Raw genomic sequence first — 17,666 nt, forward strand, 5'->3', positions numbered from 1 at the left:
ATTATAACCTCCAATAACTTTAAATATTAATACAGTAAGATTTTATCAAAAAGATATGGAGATCCTATGGAGATGGACTTTTTTATCTATATTCTCTTCTCAATCCAGTGATGAATATCATCTATTACAACATTCTTTTCGTCTTTCTCATTTAAAATTTCATGATAGCACCCGGGATATATCTTTAGATTTTTATCTAGGGAAGATACATTTTCATAAAGCCATTTTGATGCTTCATTTATCACTATCTGATCATTGCCTCCATGTAGTATGAGACAGGGATAGTTATATTTTTTTACATTATTTTCAATCCAGATTGGTCCCTTTACAAAAGCCTCCCCCAAAAGCTTGACATTACTTTCTTTCAGAACAAGAGGATCCTCATTATACGCACTTACAACTTCCTGATCCCTGCATATAAGATTTGAAAGAGCATTGGGTACCTTTTCAAATGGATTTTTATCAAAGTCAATGCTGTTTTTGATAGTTTTAAATGCAGGCAGATCTATTACTGCGGCTCCCGAAAGTATCTGTCCACTCAATTTATTCTGATATTTCATTCCATAACCGGCAGTTATAAAACCTCCCATGCTATGACCAAACATGAATATTGGTACATTCTCGTTTTCACTCCTCGCCATATTTACAAATAAATCGGCATCGTCAAAAAAGTACTGAAAGTTTTCCACATAGCCTCTTTCACCACCAGATTTACCATGACCTCTGTTATCAAATCTATACACGTTATAGCCAAAATCATTTAATTTTTTAGTAAAATAGTCATAACGTCCCAAATGCTCGCACAATCCATGAACAACTATCAGCACAGCTTTTGGTTTTTCCACCAGATTCTTTTTATAAAATAACTCAATACCATCAAAAGTTTTAACTTTTCCATCAATACAATCAGACATATAGATACCTCCAATAAAAATTTTTAAATAATTTCATATCTTTTTAGCAGTACCCATGTAGTATCTTGCCATCGATAAAGGGATATATTATCAAAATATTCATTGAAATCACAAGGGTACTTACATACATAATTCCATATGTCTTTAAAATTATCCTTTATTTTCTTAGAAACTATTGTACAGTGAAACACCTTATTTTTTCCCTCATTGCTTTTAAATTTCATCCATGGTATTCTCACCAATTGGGATATAAGATCGTCATGAACTTTTTTTGCTTCAGGTGACATCTTCACATCTATATAGATTACATCTGTTCTAAATCTTCCATATCCTTTCAATTGCATAGGAGCTCTATGTTTGTTTGTGGAAAATTTCTCAAGCAAGTCCTTTACATCCTCAATTCTATCAGTCTCAAAAGGTGCCTTTATCGTAAAATGTGCAGGAAGTTTAGTTCGCCTTTTATTAAATTTATAACACACATTACTGGTTAGCTTTTCATGAAATTTTAATGCCTGGCCTCCTATAACACATACAATAACGTATCGTTCCACTTCTACCCCCCCTTTCTTTGATTTTCAATCTAAACCATTTCACTTTTTTCTTCAAGCTTCGAATACATTTTTTCTTGTTGTCTAGTAGTAAATTGAAAATAAATTTCCGTATTTGAAACAGATTTATGTCCAAGCCACCATTGCAACTCTTTAATATCCATATCTGATTCGGCCAGATGAACTGCCGTAGTATGCTTGATTGAATGAAAATGAAATTTCAATCTGTCATCTATATGCGCAATGTTACAGTATTTTTTTGTCAGATAATCAAGTGTATGCCTTGAAATGGGATTCCCTTTTTGACTCTTAAATATGCTTTCAGAACTATTAGTTATATTATGTTCTTTTATATATTTATCCAAAGCAAGCTTTGCTTTGGAATCCAAACGTATTGTATTGTTTCTACTTCCCTTTAGTCTTTTACAATAAAGTTCCCCTTTTGGCATATTGTAATCATCTAATTTTATCATACTTATTTCAGATGCTCGTAATCCACACCTATAGGCCACCCTGAAAATAGCCAAATCTCTACAAGAATGTTTGTTTCGGGAATTTTCGATTGCGGAGAAAATCTTTTTCATTTCTTGCTGGGTAAAGTATTTTATTTTTCTATTTACTTGTTTTCTCATAAATGCCTCCATATGTAAAACTGTACAAAATAAATATTTTGTTTAATTTATTATACCATAAATTACATAAAAATATATTATTTATTAATATATTTACACAAAAATGGTATATTAATAAATAGGTTTTAATTATTTAAAAAATTATCTAAAAAATATGACAAATATTTATATATTATAGTATAATATGGATTTGAATTAGCAATAATATAACAAAATATTTATTTTGTACTAAATAAATATCACAATTTGTCAAATTAAATACAAGAAAATAATGTAAACAACACTAAAACTTAAATTACATCATGGAAAAGGGGATGATATTATGATCTCAGCAAATGCATTGAAGGATTTAAGAAAACTGTCAGAGGTTCAAGCTGATTTAATACCTGGAGGAATTGTATATGGAATTACAAAAGGAGATACCATGGAATGGGTAAAATATTCCAAATATTTAAATATGGATATATTCCACACAGGCAAAAAATTAAATGAAAACAGTGTTACTATTATGTCAATTCGTGAAAAAAAGATACTAACCCAGGAAATTCCACGTTCCGTCTACGGAACAAGACTAGAAATAATTTCGATTCCAATTGTAGATGAAACTGATAAAGTTGTTGGTGCATTTTCCATGGCCTTCCCAAAACTGCATCCAGTGGCCATAGCTTTCGAAGGCTTTGCGCCAATACTAGCTCAGATGTTTCCAGAAGGTGTGTTTTTATGTTTGACCGACTTAGAACAATTTGTAAAAATACAATCTTCGCAAAGATTTGACATACCATCTATAAAAGTTGGAAACAAATTTAAAAGTAATTTTTTAGGCAGTGAGGTTATAAAAACAGGAAGGCTGGAGGAAAAAGAACTGGATGCTTCAATATATGGAATTCCTGTAAGAGATGTAAGTTTCCCATTACTTGACGAAGATACTAAAGAAGTTGTGGGAACATTTTCTATAATAACACCAAAAGAAATAGCTGTAAATTTAAGGGATATGTCCGGTAACCTTACAGAAAATATTACAGGAATATCTTCTGCCATCGAGGAGTTGGCAGCATCCGCATCTCAAATTCATACCAATGAACAGGAGCTACATAACAGCATCAACGAGATAACAGAACTATCAGAAGAAATAAATCAGGTAACTTCTTTCATAGCCAACATTTCTGATGCCACAAAAATGCTGGGTCTGAATGCTGCAATTGAAGCAGCTAGAGCTGGACAGGCAGGTAGTGGCTTTGGAGTCGTTGCAAATGAAATTAGAAAACTGTCAGATCAAGCTAAAAGTACAATTCCTAAAATTACAAAACTAACAGATAATATTAAAAATAAAGTTACTATATCCGGTGAGAAAAGCAAAGGATCCCTGTCTTCCTGTCAGGAACAGGCTGCTGCTACACAAGAAATTACAGCAAGCATAGAAGAAATCACCACAATGTGCGAAAGACTAAATGAAATTGCACTTGAACTCTAATTAAATTTTACAAGGAGCTATCTTTTAGTAGTTTATTTACTCTACAAAGACAGCCCCTTATCATCTAAAGTCATTTTGGGATCCTGTTTTTCTACTCATATTAAATCCCTGCCCTAATACTTCATGAGTATTACTTATTATTACAAATGCACCGGGGTCAATATTCCTTATCAGTTCCTCAAACTTATTTAATTCCGACTGGCTCATAACAACCATTAATATCATACGTTTTTCGTCAGTATATCCTCCAAAACCTGAAATCTTCGTAACCCCTCTATCTAAATTTTTCAATATTGCAATTCTAATATTCTCTGTTTTATCGGAAACTACAAATGCTATCTTTGATGCTGTAAATCCCAATTGTATTAAATCAATAGACTTACTAGTTATAAATAGTGCTATTATGGCATATAGTGCCCTGTCTGCACCAAATACAAAGCCTGCGGCAACTACTACGGTAGCATCTATTATTCCTTGGGAATTTCCTATACTTATTCCCGTATATTTATTGACAATACTGGCTATTATTGAAGTACCACCAGTAGAGCCGTTGCTTTTAAATACAAAACCAAGGCCTATCCCCGAAACCGCTCCTCCAAATATAGTTCCCAAAAGTGGATTTATGGTCATATAATGTAAGTCCCTCGTAAAAAATATACATAAGGGCAAAACCAATGATCCGAATACACTTCTCGCAGTATATTTTTTACCCATTACAAATAATCCTAAAAAAAGTATTGGAATATTTCCACACCACTGTACAATAGCCGGTTCTATATTGAATAACTTTTGTGTCAGCAATGATATTCCCACAATTCCGCCACCAGCTATCTGATTGGGTTTTAAAAACAAATTGAACCCCAATGCCACTATTATACATCCAATCAGCATTCTCATATACTGAACCAAATAATCATATTTATTGTTTTTAATCATTTTCAGGACTCCTATTCTAGATATTTATATTCCCATCAATTAAATAATATTTCATATCCCGAATTTGAAAGACTATTCACAGCATTTGATATATCCGAATTTTTAACAAGAATATAATCTGTATCATATGTAGAAATTGCAAATATGCTTATATCATTTTCAGATAATATATTGCTGATTGAAGCCAGGACACCTATCAAAGAAAAGTCAAGTGGTCCTTGAATCTTTAGAATTCGCCAGTCCTTCTCACATTGTATATCATCCGGAATATCATTTTGTACACATACTATGGACAATTCTTCAGAAGTTCTTGTTACTGAATAAAATTCATCATCTTTTATCCATTTTGGAATGTCCTCATCTCGGTTTAACCTGCAAACACAAAATTTTTCCTTAAGTAACCTTATCTTCAAATTTCCCTTCATAAACAGTTTCATTCCTCTCTTCTAAGTTATCTAAATATTTATGTTGTAATTCATCTTATAAGCCTTATGCCCTTTTATATCCAGGAACTCCCTGAAAGGCTGATTATTTTCATATTTCCAAACAACTATAAACGTAGGTTCAACTTCTATAACTACTTCATTTGTCATATGTGAATATTTATCATAGGAACTTCTATACCTTTCTCTGAATTTATCAATAAATTCTCTGTTTTCACCTGAAAAAGGATGCTGCTTTATGGATGCAACACCTTGAACTTGAACATTATCTACACATAATGCCACATTGGGATTTTCAAGCATCTGCCTATATTTTAAAAATGTTTTATCAGTTTGAAAGTAAATTTTATTTTTAATTATTACACAGCTCATGCTTCTAGCTGTGACTAGATCATTGCAACTCGTTGCAAGAACCATTATTTTGTTGTCATCAAGCAAGTTAAAAATTTCCTTTTCAAGCAGTTCAAAATTAATCTCCATAAGCAATTCTCCTTTTTCAACTATTCATTTGCATCCAGTCATCTTTTAAAATTGCATAGTGGACTACATCATAAAAGATTCCTTTGATTTTTACCTCCTGCAGGCCTGTTCCCTCATATTTCATTCCACATTTCTGCATTACCTTTCCAGATCCTTCATTTCCAGCATAATACTCCGCTTCAATACGATTCAACTTCAATTTCAAAAATGAAAATTCAAGCAAGGAATTCAATGCTTCCGACATATAACCATTGTTCCAGCACCTTCTGTTGAGTACATACCCTACATCCGCCTTGTTGTGCTGGGCACAAAATCTTAAGCCAATACATCCAATACACTTATGATTTAATTTTAACTCAATTGCAAAGATTCCAGGCTTATCAATAAAAGCTTCTTTTAACACTTTTTCACTTTCTTCTATATCTTTATGGGATGTCCACGTTAAATACTTTGTTACTGCATCATCACTAGCATATAAAAATACATCCTCTGAATCTTCCAATGTAAATGGTCTCAAAAGAAGTCTGTCAGATTCCAATATAATATTATCTTTTAAAATTTTACCATAGTCAATCATATTTTCATTCTCCATTCAAAATAGTTTCTATTCCAGCAGATTTATTTCCAATTCAATTTCATGTTTTAATGGTATACCATGCTTACCGGTGCTGGGAATTGATGGTTTTAATTTTCTTGCATATTCCAAAGAATTACTGTATAAATGCACCATATCAAATCCACGCCTTTGATAAAAGCATAGAGCATTTATATTATCATTTGTTGTAATAAGCTTTACTTTTCTACATTTTTGTTTCACTGCTGCTTGAATTACATTATTCAAAAGAGTAGTTCCAATTCCACGATTTTCTCTTAAACTGTCCAGGGATATTATTTCACACTCGCAATTTTCAATTTTATAGGTTACAAGCCCAACAATTATTTCATTGTCATACATAACAAAACCATTCAGCGTTGTCATATCTATTATCTTTCCTCTAACTACCATATCTGTGGAAAACCAGTTATTCCTTATGAATTCATTGATCTTCTGCCTATTTTTATCGCAAATTAGCTTTATATCCATATTTTCCGTCCTTTATATTATACTTAAAATATATATAATTTATCGTGTAAAATATGATTTACTTATCCATACATTGTCAGTAAAATGATGCAGTCTTCTAACTTTTTATGTGTGAATATCCATAATAATTTTTGATATATTCTCTATTCTCTCCTCTTTCTGTACCAGCAAAAAATCCACATAGTAATTTTTCCATTCATCTTCAAAACTTTCCCTGTAGTTTGTCAAGTACTCAAAGGAAAGCTTAAAATCGTCATCTTCCAGATCATCATAGAATACATTTGCACCAAGCAAGGCAAGATAAATGTCATCAGCATTTCGCATGACAATACTGTATTCATCTCCAAAGAAGCATTCAGAATTCAAAATGTCTATATAATCTTCCAGGGAATGTACATTTTCTTGTATAATGGCAACTTTGTTTTTTACATCCTGAGATTTTGAGATTTCATCTACAACTTTGTTGAATTCATAATTACTCATCCTCGCTCCATCTTGAAAAATAAATTTTTTCTCTACGCTTTCCTGTTCCTCTACAATAACCATACTGGAAAGATTACCACTGCTGCAGGCTTTGGAGAATCTTATCCTAAATGAATTTCCATACTTATTCAGATAATCCACAAGTAATGAATCTTTAATATGATATTTGTCTATAATTTTTTTTAAAACATTATCTGCAGCATTAAGAAGCTCATCTTGATTTTTACTTGAGAGAATCTTTTCTACCATATTAAATTCAACTATGGATACCGCAGTCCTTTTTTCAGAACTTCCGCATAAAACCAGGAAAAAGCACTGGTCAAAAACCACTTGAAATACATTAACCGGTAATTCAAAAACATCTGCCCTGTACTTTATCCCATAATTCAAAAGTATTTTTTTAACAAGGGCATCTCCAAAAAGTCTGCAGAAATCTGTTTCAAGTTTCAACTTTTCAAGATACTGTTTTATATAAAAAATGCCTTTTATACTCATATCATCAAAGGTCAGAGGATAATCCATGCTGGAAACTGTGTCCTGGGCTGCAAAAACTATATCATAATTCTTGAAAAACTCGGGAAGTGCATTATCTATTGTATTATTATATATAAGAACGGGAACATCAAGCCTGTTCTCCTTTATATCCTCATAGAGCAATTTACATTCATCTACAGCCTTCTCAATAACTTTAATTCCTCTATTGTAGAGATCAAATTCATCTTGTAAATTTGATGAATATAAAGCTTCAGCATATATCTTTTCTCTCTTTCCTGCTTCAATAGTATAATAAATCGAATTTAACATATGAAAAACAGTATCCTCTTTCAAAGAACTGCACTTTCCTTTCGTATATCTTTTTATCAAATTCTGAAGAATAAATGAAATGGATTCTTCCAATGTTAATCTTCCCCCTCATTCGTGTTGATAAGATCTCTGCCATTTTTAAAATTGCATACTATCTTTTCAACTCCCTTTCCCATTACAAGTTCAACTGATCCTCTATAAATTTCATTATAAAAAAACATTATGCTCTCTAGAATTTCACTATCAGGCAGAAGATCAGATGTGGAATTTTTTAAATAGTGAAAAACTTCATAAATATCATTTACAGTTTCCACAACATTTTCTTGATTTACATAGGGTGATCTCCCAACTTCTTTTATAATTGAATGGATAATATCCATATTGATTTCTATCCTGCCTGTAGATCTTAAAGTTTTGTCCCTTGCTTCAATTATTTCTTTTGCATCTTTTACAGTAAGTACAATACCTTCTTTCTTCAATTGCTCATTTAATTTTATAATTTCATTTGTCCTGCCATATTCTTGAGATATGTTTACTGAATTAAAAATTTCCGGCAAATACATTATTTTTCCCCCCCTAAAATTTTAATTTTTGAGTGCTTGACATACGCTCTGTTTTATGATATAGTATAATTGTATTTTTATATTATTTACACAGATGATAATTTTATTATATCATGCCTGTAAATGAAATCAATATAATATTATATATGTCCTATCAGAATTTCAATTCTTTAAGTATCTATTCACATTCAATTATATGTTTTATACTACTATCTTCATTTATAATATTAGTCGTCACATAAATGGTATCGAATTAAGAAGACTATCTTTTATATATTAATATAGAATCTGCTTTCATCCATGAAAACTATTATTAGACTTAAAACTATGATATAATATAATAAATTCTTATGGAATCAATTATATCTTATAAAATATATGGCAAAGGAGTTAGTATATAAATGAGTCTTAAAGAAAAAATTTCGCAATATTACACAAGACGATATTTAAAAAAATATGGGGATAGATTAACACAGCTTCAAGGTACTGTTGTATCTGTAAAGGTAAAAAGGAAGACTATATTGTGGATATTCAACAAATTAGTAGTAACTCTTCTTGTAAGACCTGAAAGAAGTAAAAATATATCAAAATGCACCTACATCAAAAAACAATGGTTTAAAAAGCCTGATTTCATTCCTATTAATCAGGGAAATTTTGTATTGGTTCAAGGTTTAAAAGGACAGAGAAGCAAAGAAAACAGGGAACAGGTTGAAATTATAAATGTAAGGAATATGACTACAAAGAAGGATCTCATTCCAATAGAAGGAAAAATACCAAAAGTTCAAAGAAAAGTTCAGAGATTTAAATAAGAGAGATTAGAATCAATCTAATCCCTCTTATTTTTTACTTAAAATAAAGATAAAGGCTATTTATAAGTGCAATTATTCCAGAGAAAAAGATTACTATACCCCACTGTATTAGACTCATTGCAGAAGTATGAAATACATTCTGCAGAAATGGAACATAACATATTGCCATAATCATACATATGGATACTGATATTGCACCTAAAAGATACATATTTGTAAACAAATTTATTTCAAATATGGAGTGCTTTTCAGATCTGCACTCAAAAACATGTACAAGTTGAGACATTACCAGGGTTGTAAGTGCCATAGTTCTTGCTGTTTTTATTCCAAATCCGAGATAAGTGCCTACTGCAAAAGAGAGAACAGTACATGTACCAATCAATGCACCCCTTACAACTATCTTCTCCGTAAGTCCCCTTGCAAATATGCTCTCATTTTTTGCCCTTGGCTTTTCCATCATTGTATCTCCTTCTGGTGGATCTACTCCAAGGGCTATGGCAGGAAGTCCATCTGTAGCGAGATTTACCATAAGTATCTGTATAGGAAGAAGTGGTATGGCAAGATTGAAAGCAGAGGCCAGGAACATGGTCAGAACCTCACCAAGATTACAGGATAGAAGATATCTTATGAACTTTCTTATATTGTCATATATAACCCTTCCTTCTTCTACTGCAGATACTATAGTCGCAAAATTATCATCCAGTAATATCATAGATGAAGCCTCTTTTGTAACATCAGTACCTGAAATTCCCATACATATTCCTATATCGGCCTCCTTCACAGCCGGTGCATCATTTACTCCATCCCCCGTCATAGCCACAACTTTATTTTTGGATTTAAAGGCCTTCACTATTCTGAGTTTATGTTTTGGAGTAACTCTTGCAAATATAACCTTGCTTTCCACAGCACTGGAGAGTTGTTTATCCGACAGTTTGTCAAGTTCCTCTCCTGTTATTACCTGCTCCTGCGACTTGCATATGTCAAGATCCTTTCCTATTGCAAATGCGGTATTTTTATGGTCGCCGGTTATCATAACAGGTTTTATCCCTGCGATCTTGCACTTTAATACTGCATCTTTTGCCTCCTTTCTAGGAGGATCAATAATTCCAGCAATTCCTACAAAAATAAGATTTTCCTCAAGTGATTTACCTTTTACCAGATTTTTATCCTTATAGGCACCTGCTATACACCTCAGTGCATTGAGTGACATGTTTTCTATAGCCTTTAGTATTTTATTTCTTTCTGTAATATTTAAAATTCTAACCTGACCTCTATCAAGTATATATTTACACTTTTTTATTACCCGCTCAGGTGCTCCCTTTACATAGCCTATCTCTTTCGAACCTTCTTTAACTATAACCGACATCATCTTTCTATCTGAATCAAAAGGTATGCCATATAACCTTTTAGACTTCTCCAAAAAGCTTTTGAGGCTTTTATTCTGTGTAAAGTATGCTTTTATAAGTGCAACCTCTGTAGGATCACCAATTACACTTTCCGATATATTTTTTTTATCCATGTCAAGATTACAGTCATTACAATATGTAAATATACTTTTAAGCATTTTGTTTTCAGGTACTGTATCTCTATCTACATTATATATACTTCCATTAAAATATACAGCTTTTACAGTCATATTATTTTCCGTAAGTGTACCTGTCTTATCACTGCATATTATGGAAGTACACCCCAGTGTCTCAACTGCAGGCAGTTTTCTTATAAGTGCATTTCTCTTGAGCATCCTGGATACCCCAAGAGCAAGAGCAACAGTAACTATGGCAGTAAGGCTTTCTGGAATAGCTGCCACTGCGAGACTGACTCCGAGCAGAAACATCTCATATTTATCCTCTCCTCTAAATATTCCCGTAACAGTTACTATGGCACATACAATAAGACACAATACCACGAGAATTTTACCAAGATTGTTCAACTTTTCTTTAAGTGGAGATGTATTCTTTTCTATACTCTGGAGCATTCCTGCTATCTTTCCCATCTCTGTCTTCATACCCGTTCCTACTACTCTTGCCCTTCCATTACCAGTAAGGATTATGGTACCCATATAAACTGAATTTTCATCTTTTCTAAAACTTTTGCTCACTCCCGCAGATTCTCCAGTCAAAAGAGATTCATCTACCATAATATTGCCACCTTCAACCAATATACAATCTGCCGGTACTTTGTCCCCACTCTCAATAATTATCAAATCTCCAGTTACAAGCTCCTCAGCATTTATTACTTTTATTCTTCCATCTCTTATAACCTTTGAAGTTGGAGATGCCATACTCTTAAGTGCTTCAAGTGACTTTTCCGTCTTGAATTCCTGTGCAAAGCCAAGCACCGCATTCATAATTATAATTATTATGATAGTTACAGCATCAGCCTTTTCTCCCATAAACCCGGATATAACCGTGGCCGCAATCAAAACCCAGGTTATAAAGTCGTTGAATTGGGATAAAAATATTTTAAAAGGTGATATCTTACTCTTTTTTTCCAGTAAATTGGGGCCGTATTTCTTTAATCTTCTTAACGCTTCAGCTTGGGTTAAACCACTTTGAATTTCCCTCTCATTTATCAATTTTGATACCTCCATGTGCTATTTATGTTCGTTTTTATTAATGTATATGCAAAAATATATGTACATTATTCTAATTAGGTGATGAAACTTTACCTATAAACTGGAACTATTATATATAATAATATATAATATATATGATAATATATTATTATATAAGCTTGATTATTCATTCGCATATACGTTAACTGAATAACCCTGCACCAAATAAGACGTTAGGAGGAAAATATAAATGAACGATACCGTATATATAACCGGGCATAAAAACCCGGATACAGACTCAATATGCTCTTCCATAGCTTATGCTGAATTTAAAAATAAGACCGGAGTAAATGCAGTACCTATAAGATTGGGGGAACCCAGTAGAGAAACCCAGTTTGTTTTGGACTACTTTGGGGTGAAACCGCAAAAATTAATGGAAACAGTAAAAACACAAATAGCGGATTTGAATTTTGATAGCGTAAATCCAATTTCTCCACAAACTTCACTTAAAACGGCCTGGGCAATGATAAGAAAAAACAGTGTAAAAACTTTACCTGTAGTAGATGACGATGAAAGGCTGATCGGAATTGCATCTCAATCGAATATAACTTCATCCTACATGGATATATGGGATAGCAATGTAATCCAGAAAAGCAGCACTACCCTTGACAATATACTTGACACTCTGGCAGCAAAATGCATATATGCTTCCAGCGAAAACAGTGAATTCAAGGGCAAAGTAATAGTTGCTGCCATGCAACCGGAGAGTATAGATGAAGTAATCGAAGACGGTGACATAGTAATATGTGGGGACAGGATTGATGCCCAGAATGTAATACTTGATTCCAATGCATCTTTAATGATACTTACTGGAAACCATGAAGTATCCGAAGAAATTATAGACAAGGCAAAGAAAGTAAATTGCTCAATAATAGTAACTCCATATGATACTTTTACCACAGCAAGACTAATTCCACAGAGCATACCAATAAGCTATGTAATGAAAAAAGAAGACATACTGTCCTTTAAAACATATGATTTTATAGATGATGCAAGACAAGTTATGCTGGATACAAGATATAGAAGCTATCCAGTAGTAGATGAAAACAATAAAGTAGTTGGTAACCTATCAAGATATCATCTGATATCCAGAAACAAGAAGAAGGTTATACTTGTAGATCATAATGAGAAATCGCAGTCTGTAAACGGTCTTGAAGATGCAGAAATACTTGAAATACTCGATCATCATAGAATAGCCGATATACAGACCGGTTCTGCTATCTACTTCAGAAATGAACCCGTAGGATGTACTGGAACCATAGTAGGAGCCAGGTTTTTCGAAAATGGCATAAGACCTTCTAAAAAAGCTGCTGGACTTTTGTGCGGTGCCATAATATCTGACACCCTACTTTTCAGATCACCTACATCCACCGAAACTGACAAAATGATGCTTAAAAGGCTGGCTGCCATAGCAGATATAGATCCAGAGGAATTTGCAAAAGAAATGTTCAAGGCCGGTTCTTCTCTAGAAGGAAAAACTCCTGAAGAAATATTACACCAGGATTTTAAAATATTTAACCTGGAGGGTGTAAAAGTAGGAGTATCACAGATCTCAACCACTGATCCCGAAAGCTTTTCTCCTGCGAGAGAAAGTGTTATAAAACTTATGGAATCGATGTGCAGCAGTGAAGGCTTTGACCTAATGGTATTCATGGTTACCGATATATTGAAAAGCGGCTCAGAATTGATTTCCATAGGCAAATACAGTGACATAATATCATCAATATTTGATGTAAAATTAGTTGATCACAGTGCTTATGTTCCAGGAGTATTGTCCAGGAAAAAACAGATAATTCCGCCACTTACTACTGCCATGGGAAAACATAGAGATTAAAACAAACCCGAAGATGAACATAATATGTCTCTTCGGGTTTATTTTAATCTTTTATTTCACTTATATCTACAGTCCTCATCCTCTGGTTTCCAAAGCTCCCTTTAAAGCTACTGTCTTCACAGTCAACCTGATCTTCTTCAGTATAATCGTCATAATCGTCTATTTCCCCTCTTGAAAACGGTTGATATGTTTGTGCCTGCATATTTTGCATATAATTCACTGGCGGATACATATAAGGATCCACAGTATAAATTGGAATTGAAGGATATATAAATGGCACACCGTAATAGGTACAAGGCGCATAGCCATATCCTCTATCTGGATATTTGTACATACAAAATTCCCCCCAAAATATTAAATCAATATATTATATGTATGCACAAACCATAAGTTTACTATAAAATAGAATTTTATCTCTTCATGCTGTTTATAAGTCCCCACATTTCATCTGATGTACTCAATGCTTTGGAACTGAGCTCAAAGGCACGCTGTGAAAGTATCATTTCAGACATTTCCTTTCCCACATCAACATTTGACTGTTCCAGAAATCCCTGATATATGGATACATCATTATTCTGATATACCCGTGCTCCAGGCTTTGGAGAATACAAATTATCGCCTATCGAAATCATAGAATCCTGTCCAATAACATTGTAAATATTTATTTTCCCGTATAATATATCCCTATCTCCATTTTCTATATATACATTTCCTTCCTTATCTACGAGAAAATTGTCCTTTGTAAGTTCACCTGCACGGGCACCATTTGCAAGTACTATATTGACCCTGTTCCCATTCTGATCAACTAATATTCCTGTACTATCTACATTGAAATCTCCTGCTCTCTCATAGGCTGCCTGACCATTTGGAAGAGTGACTCTAAAAAAGCCCTGTCCATCTATAGCTAGATCTGTTTTCTTTCCAGTTTCAATAAAGCTTCCTTCCTGTGTATTTCTAATCCATTCTGAAGCTCTTGAACCATCTCCACTTATCAATGTTGTATCAGAATTGTGATTTACAGGATATCCCTTTCTGTCCAGAGTTTCATACATTAAATCCTGAAAATTTACATCTTCGGATTTATATCCAACAGTATTGACATTTGCCAGATTATTCGATATGCTATTTAATTTTTCCTGCTGTGCATTCATTGCACTCGTACTGTTCCATATGGCTCTAAGCATATTACCAACCTCCTAAAATTTAAATATCAGGCTCTTCCAACTTCATTTATAAGTTTATCCAGGGTTTCATCTATGGACTGAACTGCCTTCTGGTTTGTTTCAAAAGTTCTCATTGTTGTGATCATGTTTGCCATGGCATTTACTATATTTACGTTTGAACTCTCAAGTGAATTCTGTTTTACATTGACATTATTGGAGGCTGTTGCACCATTTCCTCTATACAAATTGTCTCCAACCTTTGTAAGATTATTGTAGTCATTGAAATCAACAGTATAGAATTTGTATCTTGTATTGCCATCTATACTTATATTTCCTTGAGAATCACACACTATTTTCCCATTTCCCACATCTATAGGCCCAATGGCACCCGTTTGAACATTTCTCGCAAGTACCGTATCTCCTGCATCATTTACAAGAATACCATTTATATTTACATGGAAATGACCATCTCTAGTATAATATGTATTGTTGCCATTTCCCTCCTGCCTTGATACGGTAAAAAATCCTCTCCCATCTATGGCAAAATCCGTAGATACACCTGTATCTTGAATAGTGCCACTGCTGAATTCAGTATTTACACCATTTACTCTGCTTCCAAGACTTATATCCCCTATAATATTCCTTACATTTTTTCCTCCGACTACCTTGTCATAGTTCTGAAGGAGCATTTCTCCAAAGTCCCCTACCGAGAGATCATCCTGCTTGAAACCTACAGTATTGGCATTTGCAATGTTGTTAGTGAGCACATCTTGTTTGGCTTCCTGTGTTATCATTCCTGAAACTGCTGTGTAAAAACTCCTAATCATTTTTTACCCCCATTATCTTTATTTATAACTTTCATATCTTCAGGATACTGCATACCCATAGATCTTGCTTTCTGTTCTATCTGGCCTTTACTCATTTGATATTGAATTTGAACCTGTATCATCACTGCAGTTGCAAGTACTATTCCAATTCCAATACCCAGGAGTACCTTCCTATCACTTAAAAAGTCTATAATTCCAATCATTTTATGTATAATTCTTTTATTAATAGCAATTCCCCCTTCCCTATGCCAGTTTTTTCTGCTATCTCATCTATTGATACTTTATCGTCAATCATCTTTTTTATTTCATCTATTTTAACATTATTGTAATTTTCAAATTTAGAATTCTTGTCTTCATTTTCTCCATTGAAATTTTTTTTATCAGATTTTATATTATTATCTGATAGATTTCTGGTTACATCAACACTTTTTTTTAAATCCTCCATTTCCTTTTGGAGTTCAAAAATTGTTTCACCAAATTCCTGCCTCAGCTTTCCTATCTTTACATCAAATTCTTCAATTGATCCCTGTTTTGAATCAAGTTGATTCTTAAAAGAATTTTTCTCTTTAAATACAGCTCTTATATTAAAAATTATAAGTATTATTCCTATTAAAAAAAGTACAATTGCTTCCATGTAAATATATCAACTCCTATGCCCTATATTTTAGTTTTGACATTGCTTTTCTAAGATGCAGGATGGCTCTGCTGTGAAGCTGACATACCCTAGATTCCGAAACACTTAAAATATGCCCTATTTTTTTGAGTGTGAGTCCTTCATAATAATACAATGTAAGTACAAGATTGTCTTTTTCATTCAACAGCTTCAACGCTTTAGTCAGATATTCCAGTTCTTCTTTTTCCTCAAGAACTTTCTCGGGACTTGGACTCTTATTATCTTCTATGGTACCCATAATCGGAATATCGTCATCTTCTGAAAATATCAAATTTTCCAGGGACACTACGGATATATAATTTATATAGTTTTCTATTTCAATCATATTCTTTATAGAAATATTGAGTTTTTTGGATATCTCAATGGCTGTGGGTTCCCTGCCAAGTTCTTTTTGTAATAGTTCTACAGTACGATTGTATTTATTAAGCTTGTCCATGGCGCCCTTTGAAATCGGGCTGTTTTTTCTAAGCTCATCTATCATGGAACCTTTTATACGTATAGATGCATAGGTCGAAAACTTCATTCCACGACTCTTATCAAATTTATTTATGGCATCCATAAGTCCTACTATCCCATAGCTCACAAGATCTTCATATTCTATATATTTTGTCTTTCCTATTATAACTCTGGAGGCAATATATTTTACAAGAGGAAGATATCTCTTTACCAGTTCTTCTTTTACATTCGACTCATTTGATATAGCCATTATTAATCCCCCTTCGTTCTCTTCTTTATTTGTTCTCTCATAATTTTAAATACCAATGATATTATTTTTTCCCTATTTCTCTCATCAAGTTCTACAAAAGAAACCCCGCATATTATTTTTCTTTTATTTATATCCCTGTCAATTCTAACCAGTCTTCCCTTTACCGTTATATTCTCATCGCCGGCGGGTATTGTAAGCATTAGTACTCTTCCGTAGGAAAGCTTGCTCTCCAAACTAACATCTATGGAAACTTTCATTCCCCCTCCACTTATATTAAGTAAGGTGGCATTAAAAAAATCTATCTGGTCATCCAGATGTCTTACATCTTTAACCATTGGAACATTGGCACACAATATATCCACGACCAGAGGAACTCTTACAAAATTCCTTCTCTGATAGAATCTAACATCCTCCGGTTTTTTGATCTCTATTATAAGCACCCTATCTATTTTTCGTGAAACCGCAACAGTATTAAAACTGTACATCTGATTTTTATAAAAATATATGCATTTTATATTATCGCCTTTCTTGAGAGGAAGATACTTTCCTTTGTTTACCGGGATGCTTATTCCTATGGTATCTTCACCGACATCCTGGATATTGCTCTTGTAAAAACCATCTTCCATTTCAATCTCCATCCTGCTATTTACAACAAACTCAATATTACAGTCCATATATCAAT

The 17,666-nt window shown here is 33.2% G+C and carries 21 protein-coding genes; 3 read left to right on the forward strand and 18 right to left on the reverse strand.

All coding sequences use genetic code 11. The annotated features are described in order from the left end of the window. Positions 1-86: 86 nt before the first annotated feature. Genes ACSVC9_RS08815 through ACSVC9_RS08825 form a run of 3 tightly spaced genes read right to left on the reverse strand, consistent with a single transcriptional unit; the run spans position 87 to position 2,094 of the window. Entirely contained in the window at positions 87-914 is an 828-nt protein-coding gene (locus tag ACSVC9_RS08815) for an alpha/beta hydrolase (RefSeq protein ID WP_446897122.1), read from the reverse strand. 23 nt (positions 915-937) lie between these two features. Beyond that, on the reverse strand, positions 938-1,465 hold the full coding sequence (locus ACSVC9_RS08820; protein WP_446897123.1) for a 2'-5' RNA ligase family protein: 528 nt from the start codon (positions 1,463-1,465) through the stop codon (positions 938-940). 29 nt (positions 1,466-1,494) lie between these two features. Beyond that, positions 1,495-2,094 carry a tyrosine-type recombinase/integrase gene (locus ACSVC9_RS08825; RefSeq protein WP_446897124.1) on the reverse strand — a complete coding sequence of 200 codons (600 nt, stop codon included), beginning with the start codon at positions 2,092-2,094 and terminating at the stop codon, positions 1,495-1,497. Between the two features lie 322 nt (positions 2,095-2,416). Between ACSVC9_RS08825 and ACSVC9_RS08830 the strand changes: the two genes are divergently transcribed. Further along, positions 2,417-3,565 carry a methyl-accepting chemotaxis protein gene (locus ACSVC9_RS08830; protein WP_446897125.1) on the forward strand — a complete coding sequence of 383 codons (1,149 nt, stop codon included), beginning with the start codon at positions 2,417-2,419 and terminating at the stop codon, positions 3,563-3,565. Positions 3,566-3,625: 60 nt separating this feature from the next. On the opposite strand, the gene ACSVC9_RS08835 is transcribed toward ACSVC9_RS08830, so the two are convergent. From ACSVC9_RS08835 to ACSVC9_RS08865, 7 genes are all read right to left on the reverse strand, one after another. Next, on the reverse strand, positions 3,626-4,501 hold the full coding sequence (locus ACSVC9_RS08835; protein WP_446897126.1) for a YitT family protein: 876 nt from the start codon (positions 4,499-4,501) through the stop codon (positions 3,626-3,628). A gap of 35 nt (positions 4,502-4,536) precedes the next feature. Continuing rightward, the gene (locus ACSVC9_RS08840) at positions 4,537-4,926 is read right to left on the reverse strand and encodes an ACT domain-containing protein (protein ID WP_446897127.1); all 390 of its coding nucleotides are present in this window, start codon (positions 4,924-4,926) and stop codon (positions 4,537-4,539) included. Positions 4,927-4,956: 30 nt separating this feature from the next. After that, the gene (locus ACSVC9_RS08845; RefSeq protein WP_446897128.1) at positions 4,957-5,424 is read right to left on the reverse strand and encodes a pyridoxamine 5'-phosphate oxidase family protein; all 468 of its coding nucleotides are present in this window, start codon (positions 5,422-5,424) and stop codon (positions 4,957-4,959) included. A 16-nt stretch (positions 5,425-5,440) separates the two neighbouring features. After that, positions 5,441-6,016: a GNAT family N-acetyltransferase gene (locus tag ACSVC9_RS08850; protein WP_446897129.1), complete on the reverse strand. Its 576-nt coding sequence runs from the start codon at positions 6,014-6,016 to the stop codon at positions 5,441-5,443. 12 nt (positions 6,017-6,028) lie between these two features. Then, the gene (locus ACSVC9_RS08855) at positions 6,029-6,508 is read right to left on the reverse strand and encodes a GNAT family N-acetyltransferase (protein WP_446897130.1); all 480 of its coding nucleotides are present in this window, start codon (positions 6,506-6,508) and stop codon (positions 6,029-6,031) included. A gap of 105 nt (positions 6,509-6,613) precedes the next feature. Further along, entirely contained in the window at positions 6,614-7,888 is a 1,275-nt protein-coding gene (locus ACSVC9_RS08860; protein WP_446897131.1) for a DUF6179 domain-containing protein, read from the reverse strand. Between the two features lie 2 nt (positions 7,889-7,890). Further along, positions 7,891-8,358: a DUF6323 family protein gene (locus tag ACSVC9_RS08865; RefSeq protein WP_446897132.1), complete on the reverse strand. Its 468-nt coding sequence runs from the start codon at positions 8,356-8,358 to the stop codon at positions 7,891-7,893. A 401-nt stretch (positions 8,359-8,759) separates the two neighbouring features. Between ACSVC9_RS08865 and ACSVC9_RS08870 the strand changes: the two genes are divergently transcribed. After that, positions 8,760-9,167, forward strand: a complete 408-nt coding sequence (locus ACSVC9_RS08870; protein ID WP_446897133.1) for a hypothetical protein — start codon at positions 8,760-8,762, stop codon at positions 9,165-9,167. A gap of 34 nt (positions 9,168-9,201) precedes the next feature. On the opposite strand, the gene ACSVC9_RS08875 is transcribed toward ACSVC9_RS08870, so the two are convergent. After that, positions 9,202-11,739, reverse strand: a complete 2,538-nt coding sequence (locus tag ACSVC9_RS08875; protein ID WP_446899832.1) for a cation-translocating P-type ATPase — start codon at positions 11,737-11,739, stop codon at positions 9,202-9,204. Positions 11,740-11,971: 232 nt separating this feature from the next. Between ACSVC9_RS08875 and ACSVC9_RS08880 the strand changes: the two genes are divergently transcribed. After that, positions 11,972-13,615, forward strand: coding sequence for a putative manganese-dependent inorganic diphosphatase (locus ACSVC9_RS08880; RefSeq protein ID WP_446897134.1), 1,644 nt, complete (start codon positions 11,972-11,974; stop codon positions 13,613-13,615). Positions 13,616-13,658: 43 nt separating this feature from the next. Here the strand turns inward: ACSVC9_RS08880 and ACSVC9_RS08885 are convergent, their stop codons facing one another. The 7 genes from ACSVC9_RS08885 to ACSVC9_RS08915 all read right to left on the reverse strand — a co-directional run bounded on the left by ACSVC9_RS08885 (position 13,659) and on the right by ACSVC9_RS08915 (position 17,658). Beyond that, complete coding sequence (locus ACSVC9_RS08885; protein ID WP_446897135.1) at positions 13,659-13,949, reverse strand: hypothetical protein; 291 nt, start codon at positions 13,947-13,949, stop codon at positions 13,659-13,661. Positions 13,950-14,025: 76 nt separating this feature from the next. Further along, a complete protein-coding gene (locus tag ACSVC9_RS08890; RefSeq protein WP_446897136.1) occupies positions 14,026-14,799 on the reverse strand; it encodes a flagellar basal-body rod protein FlgG in 774 nt (257 codons plus the stop codon). Positions 14,800-14,825: 26 nt separating this feature from the next. Next, positions 14,826-15,605: a flagellar hook-basal body complex protein gene (locus ACSVC9_RS08895; RefSeq protein ID WP_446897137.1), complete on the reverse strand. Its 780-nt coding sequence runs from the start codon at positions 15,603-15,605 to the stop codon at positions 14,826-14,828. Next, a complete protein-coding gene (locus ACSVC9_RS08900) occupies positions 15,602-15,808 on the reverse strand; it encodes a hypothetical protein (RefSeq protein WP_446897138.1) in 207 nt (68 codons plus the stop codon). Before ACSVC9_RS08900 ends, ACSVC9_RS08895 begins: the two co-directional genes overlap by 4 nt. Then, positions 15,805-16,239 carry a hypothetical protein gene (locus ACSVC9_RS08905; protein ID WP_446897139.1) on the reverse strand — a complete coding sequence of 145 codons (435 nt, stop codon included), beginning with the start codon at positions 16,237-16,239 and terminating at the stop codon, positions 15,805-15,807. The genes ACSVC9_RS08900 and ACSVC9_RS08905 overlap by 4 nt, the downstream gene beginning before the upstream one ends. Before the next feature lie 16 nt (positions 16,240-16,255). Then, a complete protein-coding gene (locus ACSVC9_RS08910) occupies positions 16,256-16,984 on the reverse strand; it encodes a FliA/WhiG family RNA polymerase sigma factor (protein ID WP_446897140.1) in 729 nt (242 codons plus the stop codon). A 2-nt stretch (positions 16,985-16,986) separates the two neighbouring features. Then, the gene (locus ACSVC9_RS08915) at positions 16,987-17,658 is read right to left on the reverse strand and encodes a flagellar brake protein (protein WP_446897141.1); all 672 of its coding nucleotides are present in this window, start codon (positions 17,656-17,658) and stop codon (positions 16,987-16,989) included. Positions 17,659-17,666: the final 8 nt, after the last annotated feature.

This window comes from Clostridium sp. LBM24168, assembly GCF_052953915.1.

What these genes read in the sequence shown, in the direction of transcription:
- ACSVC9_RS08815 (WP_446897122.1), bottom strand. Translation starts at nt 914, where the DNA reads ATGTCTGATTGTATTGATGGAAAAGTTAAAACTTTTGATGGTATTGAG.
- ACSVC9_RS08825 (WP_446897124.1), bottom strand. Translation starts at nt 2,094, where the DNA reads ATGAGAAAACAAGTAAATAGAAAAATAAAATACTTTACCCAGCAAGAA.
- ACSVC9_RS08830 (WP_446897125.1), top strand. Translation starts at nt 2,417, where the DNA reads ATGATCTCAGCAAATGCATTGAAGGATTTAAGAAAACTGTCAGAGGTT.
- ACSVC9_RS08835 (WP_446897126.1), bottom strand. Translation starts at nt 4,501, where the DNA reads ATGATTAAAAACAATAAATATGATTATTTGGTTCAGTATATGAGAATG.
- ACSVC9_RS08840 (WP_446897127.1), bottom strand. Translation starts at nt 4,926, where the DNA reads ATGAAGGGAAATTTGAAGATAAGGTTACTTAAGGAAAAATTTTGTGTT.
- ACSVC9_RS08845 (WP_446897128.1), bottom strand. Translation starts at nt 5,424, where the DNA reads ATGGAGATTAATTTTGAACTGCTTGAAAAGGAAATTTTTAACTTGCTT.
- ACSVC9_RS08850 (WP_446897129.1), bottom strand. Translation starts at nt 6,016, where the DNA reads ATGGAGAATGAAAATATGATTGACTATGGTAAAATTTTAAAAGATAAT.
- ACSVC9_RS08855 (WP_446897130.1), bottom strand. Translation starts at nt 6,508, where the DNA reads ATGGATATAAAGCTAATTTGCGATAAAAATAGGCAGAAGATCAATGAA.
- ACSVC9_RS08865 (WP_446897132.1), bottom strand. Translation starts at nt 8,358, where the DNA reads ATGTATTTGCCGGAAATTTTTAATTCAGTAAACATATCTCAAGAATAT.
- ACSVC9_RS08870 (WP_446897133.1), top strand. Translation starts at nt 8,760, where the DNA reads ATGAGTCTTAAAGAAAAAATTTCGCAATATTACACAAGACGATATTTA.
- ACSVC9_RS08880 (WP_446897134.1), top strand. Translation starts at nt 11,972, where the DNA reads ATGAACGATACCGTATATATAACCGGGCATAAAAACCCGGATACAGAC.
- ACSVC9_RS08885 (WP_446897135.1), bottom strand. Translation starts at nt 13,949, where the DNA reads ATGTACAAATATCCAGATAGAGGATATGGCTATGCGCCTTGTACCTAT.
- ACSVC9_RS08890 (WP_446897136.1), bottom strand. Translation starts at nt 14,799, where the DNA reads ATGCTTAGAGCCATATGGAACAGTACGAGTGCAATGAATGCACAGCAG.
- ACSVC9_RS08895 (WP_446897137.1), bottom strand. Translation starts at nt 15,605, where the DNA reads ATGATTAGGAGTTTTTACACAGCAGTTTCAGGAATGATAACACAGGAA.
- ACSVC9_RS08900 (WP_446897138.1), bottom strand. Translation starts at nt 15,808, where the DNA reads ATGATTGGAATTATAGACTTTTTAAGTGATAGGAAGGTACTCCTGGGT.
- ACSVC9_RS08905 (WP_446897139.1), bottom strand. Translation starts at nt 16,239, where the DNA reads ATGGAAGCAATTGTACTTTTTTTAATAGGAATAATACTTATAATTTTT.
- ACSVC9_RS08910 (WP_446897140.1), bottom strand. Translation starts at nt 16,984, where the DNA reads ATGGCTATATCAAATGAGTCGAATGTAAAAGAAGAACTGGTAAAGAGA.
- ACSVC9_RS08915 (WP_446897141.1), bottom strand. Translation starts at nt 17,658, where the DNA reads ATGGACTGTAATATTGAGTTTGTTGTAAATAGCAGGATGGAGATTGAA.